12 protein-coding genes and 2 pseudogenes are annotated in these 15,001 nt (G+C 73.6%); 9 read left to right on the top strand and 5 right to left on the bottom strand.

All coding sequences use genetic code 11. The annotated features are described in order from the left end of the window. The first annotated feature begins 109 nt into the window (after positions 1–109). The 4 genes and pseudogenes from QQK45_RS01840 (at position 110) to QQK45_RS01825 (ending at position 6,410) form a co-directional block, all read left to right on the top strand. On the top strand, positions 110–865 hold the full coding sequence (locus QQK45_RS01840) for a GNAT family N-acetyltransferase (protein WP_284291736.1): 756 nt from the start codon (positions 110–112) through the stop codon (positions 863–865). A gap of 228 nt (positions 866–1,093) precedes the next feature. Then, positions 1,094–3,593: pseudogene (locus QQK45_RS01835) on the top strand (UvrD-helicase domain-containing protein). A gap of 383 nt (positions 3,594–3,976) precedes the next feature. Further along, positions 3,977–6,046, top strand: coding sequence for an acyltransferase family protein (locus QQK45_RS01830; protein ID WP_284291734.1), 2,070 nt, complete (start codon positions 3,977–3,979; stop codon positions 6,044–6,046). 25 nt (positions 6,047–6,071) lie between these two features. Beyond that, the gene (locus QQK45_RS01825) at positions 6,072–6,410 is read left to right on the top strand and encodes a hypothetical protein (RefSeq protein ID WP_284291731.1); all 339 of its coding nucleotides are present in this window, start codon (positions 6,072–6,074) and stop codon (positions 6,408–6,410) included. 116 nt (positions 6,411–6,526) lie between these two features. On the opposite strand, the gene QQK45_RS01820 is transcribed toward QQK45_RS01825, so the two are convergent. Next, a complete protein-coding gene (locus QQK45_RS01820; RefSeq protein WP_284291729.1) occupies positions 6,527–6,808 on the bottom strand; it encodes a Clp protease N-terminal domain-containing protein in 282 nt (93 codons plus the stop codon). A 337-nt stretch (positions 6,809–7,145) separates the two neighbouring features. Continuing rightward, on the bottom strand, positions 7,146–7,418 hold the full coding sequence (locus QQK45_RS01815) for a helix-turn-helix domain-containing protein (protein WP_284291727.1): 273 nt from the start codon (positions 7,416–7,418) through the stop codon (positions 7,146–7,148). A 298-nt stretch (positions 7,419–7,716) separates the two neighbouring features. On the opposite strand from QQK45_RS01815, the pseudogene sucC reads away from it, so the two are divergent. From sucC to QQK45_RS01790, 5 genes and pseudogenes are all read left to right on the top strand, one after another. Continuing rightward, positions 7,717–8,891, top strand: a pseudogene (gene sucC / locus QQK45_RS01810) (ADP-forming succinate--CoA ligase subunit beta). Positions 8,892–8,902: 11 nt separating this feature from the next. After that, on the top strand, positions 8,903–9,808 hold the full coding sequence (gene sucD / locus QQK45_RS01805; RefSeq protein ID WP_284291725.1) for a succinate--CoA ligase subunit alpha: 906 nt from the start codon (positions 8,903–8,905) through the stop codon (positions 9,806–9,808). 135 nt (positions 9,809–9,943) lie between these two features. After that, positions 9,944–11,203: a cell division protein PerM gene (locus QQK45_RS01800; RefSeq protein WP_284291723.1), complete on the top strand. Its 1,260-nt coding sequence runs from the start codon at positions 9,944–9,946 to the stop codon at positions 11,201–11,203. A 20-nt stretch (positions 11,204–11,223) separates the two neighbouring features. Next, a complete protein-coding gene (gene purN / locus QQK45_RS01795; RefSeq protein ID WP_284291721.1) occupies positions 11,224–11,868 on the top strand; it encodes a phosphoribosylglycinamide formyltransferase in 645 nt (214 codons plus the stop codon). A 1-nt stretch (position 11,869) separates the two neighbouring features. Then, complete coding sequence (locus QQK45_RS01790; protein ID WP_284291719.1) at positions 11,870–12,811, top strand: alpha/beta hydrolase family protein; 942 nt, start codon at positions 11,870–11,872, stop codon at positions 12,809–12,811. 18 nt (positions 12,812–12,829) lie between these two features. Here the strand turns inward: QQK45_RS01790 and QQK45_RS01785 are convergent, their stop codons facing one another. The 3 genes from QQK45_RS01785 to QQK45_RS01775 all read right to left on the bottom strand — a co-directional run bounded on the left by QQK45_RS01785 (position 12,830) and on the right by QQK45_RS01775 (position 14,533). Continuing rightward, complete coding sequence (locus QQK45_RS01785) at positions 12,830–13,117, bottom strand: hypothetical protein (RefSeq protein ID WP_284291717.1); 288 nt, start codon at positions 13,115–13,117, stop codon at positions 12,830–12,832. A gap of 20 nt (positions 13,118–13,137) precedes the next feature. Continuing rightward, the gene (locus QQK45_RS01780; RefSeq protein ID WP_284291714.1) at positions 13,138–14,049 is read right to left on the bottom strand and encodes an IS5 family transposase; all 912 of its coding nucleotides are present in this window, start codon (positions 14,047–14,049) and stop codon (positions 13,138–13,140) included. A 61-nt stretch (positions 14,050–14,110) separates the two neighbouring features. Next, positions 14,111–14,533 carry a hypothetical protein gene (locus QQK45_RS01775; RefSeq protein ID WP_284291712.1) on the bottom strand — a complete coding sequence of 141 codons (423 nt, stop codon included), beginning with the start codon at positions 14,531–14,533 and terminating at the stop codon, positions 14,111–14,113. Positions 14,534–15,001: the final 468 nt, after the last annotated feature.

Below are 15,001 nucleotides of genomic sequence, written 5' to 3'. Positions count from 1 at the left end.
GCCGCGGCCAGCGATTCTCCGCCGCCGCCGGGGTCTTGCCGCAAGACCCCTGTGCGTTATACGTTGAAAGTGGAGAGGTGAGGTCCAATCCGCGGCAGGATGGTCGTCCATGGTGACCGTGGCCGACTGCGAACGGGTCCAGAGCTCCTGGTTCCGGCTCCGTGCAACGACGCTCGGCGGCACGGTCAGCGACGACGACGGCCTCGTGTGGACCGACGGCCTCGACGGCTTCAACCTCCTCTTTCCCCGGGCCCTGACGACGGTGGCCGTGCGTCGCGGCCTCGACCGTGCGCGCGCCGTCGGGCGGACGTCTATGGGCGCGTGGCTCAGCGCGGACACCGATGCCTCCGCCCTGGCCGAGGCAGGCTTCGAGCGCGGCTGGTCGCCGTGGTGGATGGTCGCCGACCTGGCGGAGGTCGCGGAGGCCGCTCGGAAGCCCGACCCGCGCGTCGCGCTCGAGGAGGACACCGACGACTACGGGGGCGAGCACGCGGAGTACCGCGAGCAGCTCGCGCTCGCCCGCCTGCGCCCACGCGTCGCCTGGTACGCAGCGGCGCACGTCGGTCCGGGCCGCCGGTTCGCCGGGCGCTCGTGGTCGTTCCTCGACGGCGGGCTCGCGGGCGTCTTCGACATGGCGGTCTGGCCGCCCTTCCGGCGCAGGGGCCTCGGGACGGCGCTGCTCGGCGCCGTCTGCGCGGCCGCGCGTGACGCCGGGGCGACGCACGCCGTCCTCAACGCGACCCCCGAGGGAAAGCTGCTGTACGAGACGTGCGGGTTCCGGCAGATCGGCGAGGGCACGACCTGGTGGTGGCACGGGCCCGCCGTGCCGGTGGAGGACGCCCCGGGCGTGGGCGGCGACGCCTAGGCTTGTCCCCGAGATGAACCCGCTCTTCGAGAACCTGCCCCTGCCCGGCCTCAGCACCTTCGGCGCGACCACCACCGGGCTCTCCGGCGTCCCCGACGAGGCACGCCTGCCCTCCTCCGCCGGTTCGTCCGCGCGTCCGCTGCCCGACGACGAGGCCCAGCCGTCGTACGCGGCCGCGCCCCGCGCGTCGGGCGGGGAGCGGCCGGCGGCCGGCGCGACCCGGAGACGCTGCTCGAGGGGCTCAACCCGCAGCAGCGCGAGGCCGTCGTGCACGAGGGCGGGCAGCTCCTCATCGTCGCCGGGGCAGGGTCGGGCAAGACGCGCGTGCTCACCCACCGCATCGCGTACGCCCTCGCGACCGGGCGCGCGACGCCCGGCGAGGTGCTCGCCATCACTTTCACCAACAAGGCCGCCGCGGAGATGCGCGAGCGCGTCGCGGCGCTCGTCGGACCGGTGGCCCGCCGCATGTGGGTCTCGACCTTCCACTCCGCGTGCGTGCGGATCCTGCGGGCCGAGCACGACCAGCTCGGCCTCAAGTCCACGTTCTCGATCTACGACGCCGCCGACAGCCAGCGCCTCGTGACGCTCGTGTGCCGCGAGCTCGACCTCGACGTCAAGAAGTACCCGCCGCGCTCGCTCGCCAACAAGATCTCCGACCTCAAGAACGAGCTCGTCGACCCCGAGACCTACCGGACGACGTCAGGGGCGAGCAGCGAGAGCGCCAACGCGTTCGACGGCGTCCTGGCCGACGTCTACGTGCGCTACCAGCAGCGCCTCCAACAGGCCCACGCGCTCGACTTCGACGACCTCATCATGACGACGGTCAACCTGCTCCAGGCCTTCCCCGCGGTCGCCGAGCACTACCGCCGCCGGTTCCGGCACATCCTCGTCGACGAGTACCAGGACACCAACCACGCCCAGTACGTGCTCGTGCGCGAGCTCGCCGGCGTGGGCGCCGAGGAGACCGAGGCGGTCGAGGGCGACGACCGGGAGCAGCACCACGTGGCGCCCGTCCCGCCCGCCGAGCTGACCGTCGTCGGCGACGCTGACCAGTCCATCTACGCGTTCCGCGGCGCCACGATCCGCAACATCCTCGAGTTCGAGGCAGACTACCCGAACGCGCGGACCATCCTGCTCGAGCAGAACTACCGGTCCACCCAGACCATCCTGTCGGCCGCCAACGCCGTGATCGCGCGCAACCCGGACCGCAAGCCGAAGCGCCTGTGGACCGACTCGGGCGCCGGGACCAAGATCATCGGCTACGTCGCCGACAACGAGCACGAGGAAGCCCGGTTCGTCGCCGAGGAGATCGACCGGCTCGGCGACAGCGACGGCGTCCGCCCCGGCGACGTCGCCGTGTTCTACCGAACCAACGCCCAGTCCCGCGCGCTCGAGGAGGTGCTCATCCGCGTCGGCCTGCCCTACAAGGTCGTGGGCGGCACCCGGTTCTACGAGCGCCGCGAGATCAAGGACGCCATCGCGTACCTGCGCGCCGTCGACAACCTCGACGACGACGTCAACCTCCGTCGCGTCCTCGGCGTCCCCAAGCGTGGCATCGGCGAACGGTCCGAGGCCCTCGTCGCGTCGTTCGCCGAGCGCGAGCGCATCTCGTTCGGCGCCGCCCTCGGCCGCCTCGACGAGATCCCCGCCATGACGACGCGCACCCTGCGCCCGCTCGAAGGGTTCCGCGACCTCATGGCCGGCCTGCGCGAGCTCGCGGCCACTGGCGTCGGGCCCGCCGAGGTCCTCGGCGCCGTCCTCGACCGGTCCGGCATGCTCGCCGAGCTCCGCGACAGCGACGACCCGCAGGACGCCAGCCGTGTCGAGAACCTCGCCGAGCTCCACGCCGTCGCCGTCGAGTTCGAGCAGGACGAGCCCGACGGCACCCTCGCCGACTTCCTCGAGCGTGTGTCCCTCGTCGCCGACTCGGACCAGATCCCCGCGGGCGACGGCGCCGACGACGGCGAGACGCGCGACCCCGGTGTCATCACCCTGATGACCCTCCACACCGCCAAGGGCCTCGAGTTCCCCGTCGTCTTCCTCACCGGCCTCGAGGACGGCACCTTCCCGCACATGCGCTCGTTGCACGACGACGGCGAGCTCGCCGAGGAACGACGCCTCGCCTACGTCGGCATCACCCGGGCGCGCGAACGGCTCTACATGTCGCGGTCCGCCGTGCGCTCCGCGTGGGGATGGCCAACGAGTTCCCGGCGTCCCGGTTCCTCGACGAGATCCCGGAGGAGCTCGTCGACTGGAGGCGCGCGGAGTCGTCGATGCAGACGCTGCGCGCCGGCGGGTCGCTGTACGGGTCGGGTTCGTCGTGGTCTGGGTCGCGGTCCTGGGGGGACGACGACGGATCTTCCATCCGCGGCCCTCGTTCCTCGGGCCGCTCCCGCCAGACCCGCCACGATCCGTCGTCGTCCCCCAGGACCGCGCCGGCTACGGGTCGCCGACACGTCGCGGTGGGTCCGCCGCGGGCAACGGGCGCTCGTCGAACCGCTTGGGCGCACGGGAGGAGCCGGCGCCGTCGTTCGGGTCCGCCACGCCTCGGGACGACGCGAGCATCCCTTCGCTCGGCGTCGGGGACAAGGTCACGCACGACGCGTACGGGCTCGGGACCGTCGTCGCGCTCGAGGGTTCCGGGCGGAACGCGGTCGCCAAGATCGACTTCGGCGCCGACGGGACCAAGCGGCTGCTGCTGCGGTTCTCGCCCGTCACCAAGCTGTAAGAGAGCGTTTGGGAACTCGGTGCCGTGCCGCGGCGGTGACCCCGCTCGGGACCTCGAAGGCCGTACCTTGCACCGCGCCGTAGCGGGGTGCTGGTACGTCGAGACGGGGAACTCTGTTCTTCAGTGCCCCGCCGAAGCGCAGATCCGCCCGTCGCGGTGGCCCGGCAGTCCCGCGGAACTCTCGGGGTAGGGCCGAGAAGCCGGGGCAACGTCGCGCTACGGGTTCGCCTCTGTCCGCCCGACGGGCGTCACGAACTGCCTCGTGCGCCTGACCGTCGCGCCGATCTAGCGACGGCCCCGCTCCCGGGGTCGTCCGCGTGGCGCCGACGGGCTGTTGCGGGCGCTCGTTACGCTGAGGGCTGCGCCTGCCGGGAGGGAGAGCCGTGGACGACGTCGACGGGACCGCGACGCGCGGTGGAGTCGGCCCTGTGCCACCGCCACCACCTCCTTCGCCCGCGCTTCAACGGCCCAGCCTGCGCGTCGCCGACGACGTCCGGATCCATCCCGCCACCGACCGCGACGTCACGCCCACCGTCGCCGGTCGCGCCGTCTCCCGGCAGGCCCGCGGCCGCATCGCCGGGCTCGACGGTCTCCGCGCGCTCGCGGTCGTCGCCGTCGTCGTCTACCACGTCCAGCCGAGCTGGCTGCCGGGCGGGTTCCTCGGCGTCGACGTGTTCTTCGTGGTCAGCGGGTTCCTCATCACGACGCTGCTCCTGCGCGAGCTGCAGCGCACCCGGCGGCTCAGCCTGCCGTCGTTCTGGCTGCGCCGGGCCCGTCGGCTCCTGCCGGCGCTGGGCGTCGTCGTCGTGACGAGCATCCTCGCGGCCCGCGTCGTCGAGCCGGACCTGCTCGTCGGCATCGGCCGGCAGACGCTCGGTGCGCTCACGTTCTCCAGCAACTGGGAGCAGATCGCGTCCGGAGCGAGCTACTTCGACCGCACCGCGCCCGACCTCTTCATGACGTTCTGGTCCCTCGCCATCGAGGAGCAGTTCTACGTCCTGTGGCCCCTGCTCCTCGCGCTCCTCGTCGCGCTCACCACGTCCGGCCGCACCCGGGCGCGCGTCGCGCTCGCCGGCGCGGTCGCGTCCGCCCTGCTCATGGCGGGCCTTTACACGCCCGGGACGGACCCCACGCGCGTCTACTACGGGACCGACACCCACGTGTTCGGGCTGCTGCTCGGCGTGGCCGCCGCGTTCTGGTGGACCACGCGCCCGCGGCTGCTCGCGGCGCCCTGGGCACACCGCTGGGTGCCCGTCCTCGGGTTGGCCGGCCTGCTCGTCCTCATGTTCACCCTGCACGACGACGCCGACCTCACCTACCGCGGCGGGATCGCCCTCGGGTCCGTGCTCGCCCTGGGCGTGGTGGCGGGCTGCACCGGGGGCGCCACCACGACGGTGCGCGTCCTCGAGCTCCGGCCCGCCCGCTGGGTGGGGGAACGGTCCTACGGGATCTACCTGTGGCACTGGCCCCTGCTGCTCCTCGCGTGGGCAGCCGTCCCCGCGGAGCCCGGCACCGCGCGCTGGTGGTGGTCGAGCGTCGCCGCCGTCGCGCTCACGTTCGCGCTCTCCTGGGCGTCCTACCGCTGGGTCGAGACCCCGATCCGCCGTGACGGGTTCCGTGCGACCGTCGCCCGCGTCACCGCGGCCGTGCGACGCCCCGGGGCGCGGGTCGTGCCCGCCGTCGCGGTCGTCGGCGTGCTGGCGGTCGTGGGGGCCGGGGGCGTCGTCGTCACCGCACCGACCGAGTCCGGGGCGCAACGGTCCATCGAGCAGGGGCTGAGCGCCATCGACACCACGGGTGTCGGCGCCACCGACCCTGCGCTGCCCCCGCTGACGATCCCCGGGGCGACCCCGGGCGGGCCCGCCACCGGCTCCCGGCCCAGCCCCGGACCCACCCGACCCGGTGCAGGCGGGGGAGCGGCGTCGTCGGGCCTGCCCCCGCTTCTCGTCAAGGGAAAGGTCGACGGGAGGCAGGTCGTCGGGTTCGGTGACTCCGTGCTCTCGGGCGCCGCGCCCGCCATGCTCAGCCACTTCCCCGGCATCGGGCTCGACGCCAAGCCGATCCGCAAGTGGGTCGACGCGCCCGCCCTCGTGCAGAAGGCCGCCGACGCCGGGAAGCTCCGGCCCTACGTCGTCCTCAACTTCGGGACCAACGGCGGGTTCCAGTTCAAGGGCTCGGACACGGCGCTCGAGAAGGTGCTCGACGTCCTCGGGCCCGACCGCCGCGTGGTGCTCGTGAACACCGTCGGCATCAGCTACTGGGTGCCGTCCGCGAACAAGGAGCTCGCGAAGATCGCCGCGAAGCACCCGAACGTCGTCGTCGCGGACTGGAACGCCGCCGTCCGCGGGAAGCCCGGGCTGCTGCACGCCGACCGGACGCACCCGAACATGAAGGGGATCGACGTGTACGCGGACGTCGTCGACGCCGCGCTGCGCGAGGTCGCCGGCGCGTAGTCGGGGCGCGGCTATCGTCGTCGGCGTGCCTGTCGCCTTCTGGGTCTGCGGACTCGTCACCCTGGTCAGCGCCGCGGTCAGCCTGGCGTACTCGGTCGTTGCGCTCCGCGCGGCCGGCGGCCCGGCCGAGCTTCTGGCCTCCCGCTACGCCGCCGTCCGGAGCGTGGCGCTCGCGGCCGTCGCCGTCGCCGGCCTCTTCTCGGGGTCGGTGGGGTTCGCCGTCGCGGTCGGGTTCGCGATGGTCGTGGTCCAGGCGCTCGACGCCGTCGTCGGGACGACGATCCCCGACCGGCTCAAGACGGTGGGGCCGGCGGCCACCGCCGTCGTGAACCTGGCCGCGGTCGTGTGGCTGCTCGCGTCGTGATGCTGCGCTGAGGCGTCGGCCGAGCAAGCGGGTCCGGCGTCGAGCAAGCGGACACAGGGTGCTTGCTCGGGCTGAGACCCGCTTGCTCGGCGGTCGAACGGTCGGCGGCGCGGGGTTCAGGCGGCGTCGGTGCGGCGCGACGACTCCGCCGACGCGCGGAGTGCACCCAGGTCGGCGCCCGCCGCCGCCAGCGTGCGGGCCGCGGGGGAGGACGGGTCGCGCAGCAGGCCGAGCAGCAGGTGAGCGCTCGTGATCTGCCGGTCGTGCAGGCGCACCGCCTCTCGGAGCGCCAGCTCGAGGGACTTCTTGGCGTCGGGGGTGAAGCGGGCTCGACGGACCCGTCCGGGGCGGCGCGCCTCACCGAGCGTCGGCACGTCGAGCGCGCCCGGGCCGAACACCTCGTCGGCCCGGGCGCGGATCGCGTCGAGGTCGATGCCGAGCGAGGCGAGCGCGGCCGGGTCGAGGTCCGGGTCCCGTGGCCGGGCCGCGTCCGGGGAGGCGTGGCCGGCGTCGCGGCCGCCGGGCGCTCCACGGTCGAGGCCGCCTCTTCGAGGCGAGCCCGGTCGAGGCCGGCGTCGTGCAGGACGGCGGCGCCAGGCCCGCCGTCGACGCGAGGGTCGAGCCAGGCGAGGGCCAGCAGGAGGGAGACGCCGTCGACGACGGCGGCACCGTGCTCACCGCCGGTCACGGCCAGGTTCACGACGGTTCGTGCGTCGCGCGTGAAGCGTTCGAACATCATCGGTCCTTCCGGGTCCGGGCGCCGCGGCCGTCGAGCAGCGTGGCGCCGTGCTTCTTGTGGACGGCCTGGCGGCTCACGCCGAGCTCGTCGGCGATCTCCTGCCACGACCAGCCGAGCGACCGGGCGCGGCCGACCTGGAGGGCCTCGAGCCGCTCGGCGAGGGTGGCGAGCGACCGCACCGCACGGAGCCCGACGGCGGGGTCGTCGGAGACGGCGGCGGTCGCGTCGGGCGGGGCGGGGCCGGGGTCTCGGGGGCTCGCGTCGATCATGGTGTCAACTTAGGTTGACACCGCTTGTGTTGTCAACCTTTATTGACAACAGGGTTGGCGCACTGCAGCCCGCCGAGCAAGCGTGTTCCACGCCGAAGAAGCAGAAGAAGGATGCTTGCTCGACGGGAAACCCGCTTGCTCGGCGTCGACGATCGTGGGTTGTGGCCCGCGCCCGGTGTGGCGCTCGTCACGCGCGGTACCAGGGCGGACGGAAGGGCGGTGCACCGGGGGCTACCCTGGATCGCGGTGTCTTGACGTCGAGACACCCGCAAACCTGTCGATGGAAGGACGCACCAGGGTGGACCTGTTCGAATACCAGGCGCGCGACCTCTTCGAGAAGCACGGTGTACCGGTGCTGGGCGGCGTCGTCGCGACGACCCCCGAAGAGGCTCGCGAAGGCGCAGTGAAGCTGACGGGCGAGGACGGCGGAGTCGTCGTCGTCAAGGCCCAGGTGAAGGTCGGCGGCCGCGGCAAGGCCGGCGGCGTCAAGCTCGCGAAGTCCCCGGACGAGGCCGCTGAGCGCGCGTCCGAGATCCTCGGCATGGACATCAAGGGCCACACGGTGCACCGCGTGATGATCGCGCAGGGCGCGCAGATCGAGGAGGAGTTCTACTTCTCCGTGCTCCTCGACCGGGCCAACCGCTCCCTGCTCGCGATGGCGAGCAAGGAGGGCGGCATGGAGATCGAGCAGCTCGCGGTCGAGCGCCCCGACGCGCTCGCGCGCATCGAGGTCAACGCCCTCACCGGCATCGATCAGGCCAAGGCCGACGAGATCGTCGCGGCCGCGGGCTTCGACGCCGAGGTCGCCCCGAAGATCGCCGACGTCATCCAGAAGCTGTGGACCGTCTACAAGGAGGAGGACGCGACGCTCGTCGAGGTCAACCCCTCGTCAAGACGGCGTCCGGCGACATCGTCGCCCTCGACGGCAAGGTGTCGCTCGACGACAACGCGGCGTTCCGCCACCCGGACCACGAGGCGCTCGAGGACAAGGCTGCGGCCGACCCGCTCGAGGCCAAGGCCAAGGAGAACGACCTCAACTACGTCAAGCTCGACGGCGAGGTCGGAATCATCGGCAACGGCGCGGGCCTCGTCATGAGCACGCTCGACGTCGTCGCGTACGCGGGCGAGAACCACGGCGGCGTGAAGCCGGCGAACTTCCTCGACATCGGCGGCGGCGCGTCCGCGGAGGTCATGGCCGCGGGTCTCGACGTCATCCTCGGAGACGCCCAGGTCAAGAGCGTGTTCGTCAACGTCTTCGGCGGCATCACCGCGTGCGACGCCGTCGCGAACGGCATCGTCAAGGCCCTGCAGATCCTCGGCGACGAGGCCAACAAGCCGCTCGTCGTCCGCCTCGACGGCAACAACGTCGAGGAGGGCCGGCGCATCCTCGCGGAGGCCGCGCACCCGCTCGTCACGCTGGCGAGCACCATGGACGAGGGCGCCGACAAGGCCGCCGAGCTGGCTGCGAAGTAAGGAAAAGAACGATGTCTGTCTTCCTCAACAAGGACTCCAAGGTCATCGTCCAGGGCATCACGGGCGGCGAGGGCACCAAGCACACCGCCCTCATGCTCAAGGCCGGCACGCAGGTCGTGGGCGGCGTCAACGCCCGCAAGGCCGGCACGACCGTGACGCACACCGACAACGCAGGCGCCGAGGTCGAGCTCCCCGTCTTCGGGGCCGTCGCCGAGGCGATCGAGAAGACCGGCGCGGACGTGTCGATCATCTTCGTGCCCGCCGCGCACACCAAGGCCGCCATGATCGAGGCCATCGACGCCGAGATCCCGCTCCTCGTGGTCATCACCGAGGGCGTGCCGGTCGAGGACGCCGCCGAGGCGTGGGCCTACGCGATCGAGAAGGGCAACAAGACCCGGATCATCGGCCCGAACTGCCCCGGCATCATCACGCCTGGCGAGTCGCTCGTCGGTATCACGCCCGCGACGATCACGGGCTCGGGCCCCATCGGCCTCGTGTCGAAGTCGGGCACGCTGACCTACCAGATGATGTACGAGCTGCGGGACTTCGGGTTCTCCACAGCCATCGGCATCGGTGGCGACCCGATCATCGGGACCACGCACATCGACGCGCTCGCCGCGTTCGAGGCCGACCCGGAGACCAAGGCGATCGTCATGATCGGCGAGATCGGCGGCGACGCCGAGGAGCGCGCGGCCGCGTTCATCAAGGAGAACGTCACCAAGCCGGTCGTCGGCTACGTCGCGGGCTTCACCGCCCCCGAGGGCAAGACGATGGGTCACGCGGGCGCCATCGTGTCGGGCTCGTCCGGCACGGCCGCCGCGAAGAAGGAGGCCCTCGAGGCCGCAGGGGTGAAGGTCGGCAAGACGCCGTCCGAGACCGCCTCGCTCATGCGGGAGATCCTCACCGCGCTCGGCTGAGCCCGAGCCGGATCGCGCCGAAGCCCGGTCCGCCCTTCGTGGGCGGGCCGGGCCTCCGTGCGTCTGGGGGAGCGAACCCGGGCCCGACGGCGCGGCCTGCCCCGCGCGCACCACGTCGTCGGGGACGATGGGGTCGTGAGCTCCACCGGCACCCCCACGCGCTCGCCCCGCGCGCGCACGCTCGACGCGCCCGACGGCGACCGGCGTCGCCGGGGACCGTCCGAGCTCGTCGCGTCGTTCCTGTCGGCCGTGGTGGTCGTCGTCGAGTGCGTCGTCCTGACGATGCTCGTCCTGGTGCTCGTCGTGGGGGCGGTGCTCGTCGCGAGCCCCACCGGTGCGGGCTGGTCCGGCGCGGCAACGGTCACGGCGTCCACGTGGCTGCTGGGTCACGGCGTCCCCGTCGAGGCGAGCGGCGCGACCCTCACGATCGTCCCGCTCGGGGCGACGGCGCTCGCGCTGTTCGTGGCGTTCGCCGTCGGACGGCGGACCCTGCGCCCACGCGCGGCTGCCCTGGCGTTCGCGGTGCTCGGGTATGCCGCGGTCGTCACAGCCGTCGCGGTCGTGACCGGCACGGTCGCGCCCGGCGGCGTCCTCTGGGCACCGGTCGGCGGGGCGCTCCTCGCGCTCGCGGGCCTCGGCCTCGGACTGACCACCCGCCCCGACGCGCCACCGCTCGGCGAGGTGGCCGAGCGGCTGCAGGAGGCGCTCGAGCCCCGGCTGCCCGTGCCCGCCGTCGCGCTCGACGGCGTCCGCCGGGGCGCCGCGGCCGGCGTGGTCGCGGTGCTGCTCGCCGTCGCGGCGGCGGGCGTCCTGCTGGTCGTCTGGGCGGTCTCCGGCCGCTCGACCATCGGCGACGTCCTGCGGGCCCTCGACCCCGGGACGGCCTCCGGGCTGCTGCTCGGCGTCGCGCAGCTCGCGTTCGTGCCGAACCTGCTCGCGTGGGCGCTCGCCTGGCTCGTCGGCCCCGGCTTCGCCGTCGGCGTCGGGTCGTCGTACGCGCCGTCGTCCCACGTCGACGGCGCCCTCCCGCTCGTGCCGCTCGTCGGGACGCTCCCGGGGGCGGGGTGGGCGAACCCGGTCGCGCAGGCGTCGGTGGTCGTGGTCGTCGCGGCCGGCGTGGTCGCCGGGGTCTACCTGTGGCGCGCGCACGCGTTCGCGGGCGGCACCACGTGGACCGGGCTCGTGACGTCCGTCGTGACCGCGGCCGTGGTCGCGGGCCTCCTCGTGGCGGGCCTCGAGGGCGTCGCGGGCGGCGCCGTCGGGCCGGGCGCGATGCGGCACGTCGGCGCGGAGCCGTGGCTCGTCGGCGCCCTGGCGGCGCTGTGGGTCGGCCTCGGCGTCGCGTTGACGGTGGGGTGGCGCCTCCTCGACCTGCGGGGCCGCTCGCGGCGCTGAGCCGCCGCTAGGGTGGGGCCGTGCAGACCCCCTCCGGCCACCCCGTGGACGTCACGACCTCCGCCCGCCTCGTCGTCCTCGTGAGCGGCGCCGGCTCCAACCTCGCTGCCCTCCTCGCCGCGCACGACGACCTCGCGTACGGGGCGCGCGTCGTCGGCGTCGTCGCGGACCGGCCGGGCATCCGGGCGCTCGAGCTCGCGCAGGAAGCCGGGGTCCCGACCGCGGTCGTCAGCCTCAAGGACTTCCCCGACCGCGGGGCGTGGGACGAGGCGCTGACCGAGGCGGTCGCCGTCTTCTCCCCGGACCTCGTCGTGGCCGCCGGCTTCATGAAGCTCGTCGGCGCGCCGTTCCTCGCGCGCTTCGGCGGCCGGATCCTCAACACGCATCCGGCACTGCTGCCGTCGTTCCCCGGCGCCCACGGGGTCCGCGACGCGCTCGCGTACGGGGTCAAGGTCTCCGGCTGCAGCCTGATCGTCGTCGACGAGGGCGTCGACAGCGGCCCGATCGTCGCCCAGGTGCCCGTCGTCGTCCAGGACGGCGACGACGAGGACAGCCTGCACGAGCGCATCAAGGTCGCCGAGCGCGCGCTGCTCGTCGACGTCGTCGGGCGGGCCGCGCGCGAGGGGCTCGTCGTCGAGGGACGCCGCACGCGCTTCGGACGCTGACGTGACGCCGCCGCTCCCGCTCGTCGCGCGTGGTGGAGGCGGCGCCCTCGCCGGCAGTCTCTGGCTGCCCGACGGCGCGGTCCGGGGCCTCGTGCTCATGCACCCCGGTTCGGGGCCGTCCGACCGCGACAACGACGTGTTCTTCCCGCCGATCCGCGCCGCGCTGCTCGCCGTGGGGGCCGCGGTCGCGTCGTACGACAAGCGTGGCGTGGGGGAGTCGGAGGGGTCGTGGCTGACCGCAGGGATCCGCGACCAGGCCGACGACGCACTCGCGGGGCTCGCGGTGGCTCGGGCCGCGTTCGCCCACGAGGTCGGTCGAGGCGCCTCTGACGTGCCGGCGATCCTGTTCGGACACTCGCAGGGCGGATGGGTCGTGCTCGAGGCGGCCGGCCGCGCCGACGTCGACGGCGTCGTCACGAGCTCGGGCCCGGCGGTGCCGCCCGGCGAGCAGGAGCGGTACTCGACGGTGACGACGCTGCGCCGCGCGGGATGGCCGCCCGCGGACACCGACGCGGCGCTCGCGGTCTTCGACGGCCTGATGGCGCTCGCGGAGCGGGGCGCAGGCTACGACGAGGCGCGGGCGTGGTCCGACGCCCCTGAGCGGCGCGACCTGCTCGATCGGCTGGGGGACCTGGGCGCGTTCGTGCCGCCGTCGCAGGAGATCTGGGGCCTGGCCGTGCTGCTGGTCGGGCACGACCCCGTCCCTGCGCTGCGGCGCCTCGACGTCCCGCTCCTGGCCGTCTTCGGGTCCGCCGACGGCGTCGTCCCCGTCGAGCGCAGCGGGGCCGTCCTGCGCGCGGCCGTCCGGCCGGACCTGCTCGACGTCGCCGTGCTCCCCGGCGGCGACCACCGGCTTCAGGACGCGGACGACGCGTTCGTGCCCGGGTACCCGGACGTCGTCGTCGGCTTCGTCCAGCGGGTCGCCCGGGACGCGTCGGCCTAGGGCCTGTTTCGGAATGGGTTAGCGCCGGCGGATCCAGGTGAGGATGTCTTCGGCGATGGTGTGGGGGTCGGCGGCGGTGGTGATGTCGTGGGCGCCGGCGGCGGGATCGAAGCGGTCGAGCTCGAAGCCGCCGAATGCGCTGATCTTCTTGGAGACGGCGTAGGACCACTCGAGGTCGTCGTCACGTGGGAAGACGATGAAGAACGTGTTGGTGTCGGTGTCGAGCTCGTTGACGAGGTCGATCAGGTCGCCCCGGTCGGGCTGATCAACGTCGTCGCGTCCTTCGGGGGCGGCGTAGTACTCCACGCCCGCAAGGATGCCAGCGCTCAGGCGGCCCGGACGATCGCGGCCACCCAGTCGTCGATCGCGGCAACGGTCACGGTGGTCTCGTAGCGGACCTGGAGCTTGTCGAACCGGGTGGCCACCGCCCGCCACCGCTTGAGGCGGTTGAACATGCACTCGACCGCGGACCGCAGCTTGTAGTCGGTGAAGTCGACCTTCGGCGGTCGCCCACCGGCCGAGCCCTTCTTCTTGCGGTTGGCCTGCTGATCGACCTTCTCCGGGATCGTCGCGGCGATCCCACGGGCACGCAGCAGGGCCCGGTTGGTGGCCGAGGTGTACGCCCGGTCGGCGCGGACTCGGTCCGGGCGGGTGCGCGGGCGACCGACCCCACCGGGACGGGCCACCTTGACGGTGGCGAGCACGGGCGCGAACTGCGGGCTGTCGCCGCGGTGCCCGGCCGTGACGACCATGCCCATCAGCTTCTGCCCCTGCTCGGCGGCCGCGTGCACCTTCGTGGTCCACCCGCCCCGGGAACGCCCCAGCCCGTGGTCGACCGGCTCGGCGCCCGGCGGCTCGGTCTGCGCCTGCGGGTCACGGCGAGCACCGGCGGCGTGCTGGTGAGCGCGAGCGATCGTGGAGTCGATGTTCAGGTCCCACCCGATCAGCCCGGCCCCGTCGCTGATCGTGCGCAACCGGTCGATCACCTGCCCCCAGGTCCCGTCGCGCTGCCAGTCCCGGAACCGGCGATAGCAGCTACCCCACGGCCCGTACCGGTCGCCAGGAACGTCCCGCCACGGGCACCCCGTGCGGACCCGGAACCGGATCCCGTCGATCTGCCGACGCAAGAACCGCGCCTTGCGTCCACGCGCCCTGACCGGCAGCAACGGCGCCAGCACCGCCCACGCCTCATCGCTCAGATCATGCCGCCCCGGCCCATCGCCCACGACCTCAATCATGACGAAACCGCAGGTCACATCACAATTCCGAAACAGGCCCTAGGCCCAGCCCGCGAGCGGGCTACCGGGCGAGGAGCGCGAGCGCGACCGCCGCGGCGTCCTCGCCGAGGGCGGCGGGCAGGTCCGGCCAGCCGCGCTCGGCCGCGAGCCGTCGCCAGGCGGCGCCGCCGAACGTCCCCGCCGTGGAGGCGCCCGCGCCGAGCGCCGCAGCCGCCGCGAGGGCCGGGACCGAGCGGGCGCCCGACCTGCGCGCGAGCGTCACCGCCCCGACGGCCCCGGCGCCGGCCCGCGAGGCCGGCCCTGGCGGGTCGAGGCGGCTCGGGGCCGTCGGAAGCTTGTCGCCGACGAGCTCCGCGCCTACCGCGAGCAGACCGAGGACGCGGAGGCCGCGGCGCCGGGCGGTGAGGAAGGGCTGAGCGAGCCCGAGCGTGCTGCGCGAGCCGGCGGCGACGCCCACGAGCGCGGACCGGACGACGAGGTTCATGGCTCCACGCTCGCCTCGGGCGACTCGCTGGGCAACCGCACTACCCGGGTGAAACATCGTTGTCCTGGTTGCGTAACACCCGTATTGCACGGATCCTCGAAATGGAGCAGCAGCTCGTTCGTCGACGACGTCGAAGGGGGCCGGGGTGCCGCAGCACGCGCCGCGCACGCCGGGGGCGACACGCCTCCGGCGGTGGACGCTGCGCGCGGTAGGCGCCGCGGCGGGGCTCGTCGGAGGCGCTGCGCTCGGTGTGGTCCTGGCGTCGTCGGCGTCCGCGCACGAGCACACCGACCCGGACCTCGGAGGCCTCCTGTCGCCGGTGACGCAGACGGTGCAGCAGGTCACCGACCACGTGGTGGGGCCCGTCGTCGACGGCGTCGTGACGACCGTCGCGCCGTCATTCCCGAGGACCTCGGGTCCGTCGGCCGACGAGAAGCACGCACACTCCGAGAAGCTCGCGCCTCCCGC

The sequence above is a fragment of the Luteimicrobium album genome (genome assembly GCF_030161555.1).
In the GTDB taxonomy this organism is placed as follows: Bacteria; Actinomycetota; Actinomycetes; order Actinomycetales; family Cellulomonadaceae; genus Luteimicrobium; species Luteimicrobium album.
Note: the sequence above shows the minus strand (reverse complement) of the source record. Positions and strands in the feature narration are given on the sequence as shown.

Excerpts from the sequence above, each read along its gene's own strand:
- QQK45_RS01840 (WP_284291736.1), top strand. The coding sequence starts at position 110 with ATGGTGACCGTGGCCGACTGCGAACGGGTCCAGAGCTCCTGGTTCCGG.
- QQK45_RS01815 (WP_284291727.1), bottom strand. The coding sequence starts at position 7,418 with ATGATCGACGCGAGCCCCCGAGACCCCGGCCCCGCCCCGCCCGACGCG.
- sucD (WP_284291725.1), top strand. The coding sequence starts at position 8,903 with ATGTCTGTCTTCCTCAACAAGGACTCCAAGGTCATCGTCCAGGGCATC.
- QQK45_RS01780 (WP_284291714.1), bottom strand. The coding sequence starts at position 14,049 with ATGATTGAGGTCGTGGGCGATGGGCCGGGGCGGCATGATCTGAGCGAT.
- QQK45_RS01775 (WP_284291712.1), bottom strand. The coding sequence starts at position 14,533 with ATGAACCTCGTCGTCCGGTCCGCGCTCGTGGGCGTCGCCGCCGGCTCG.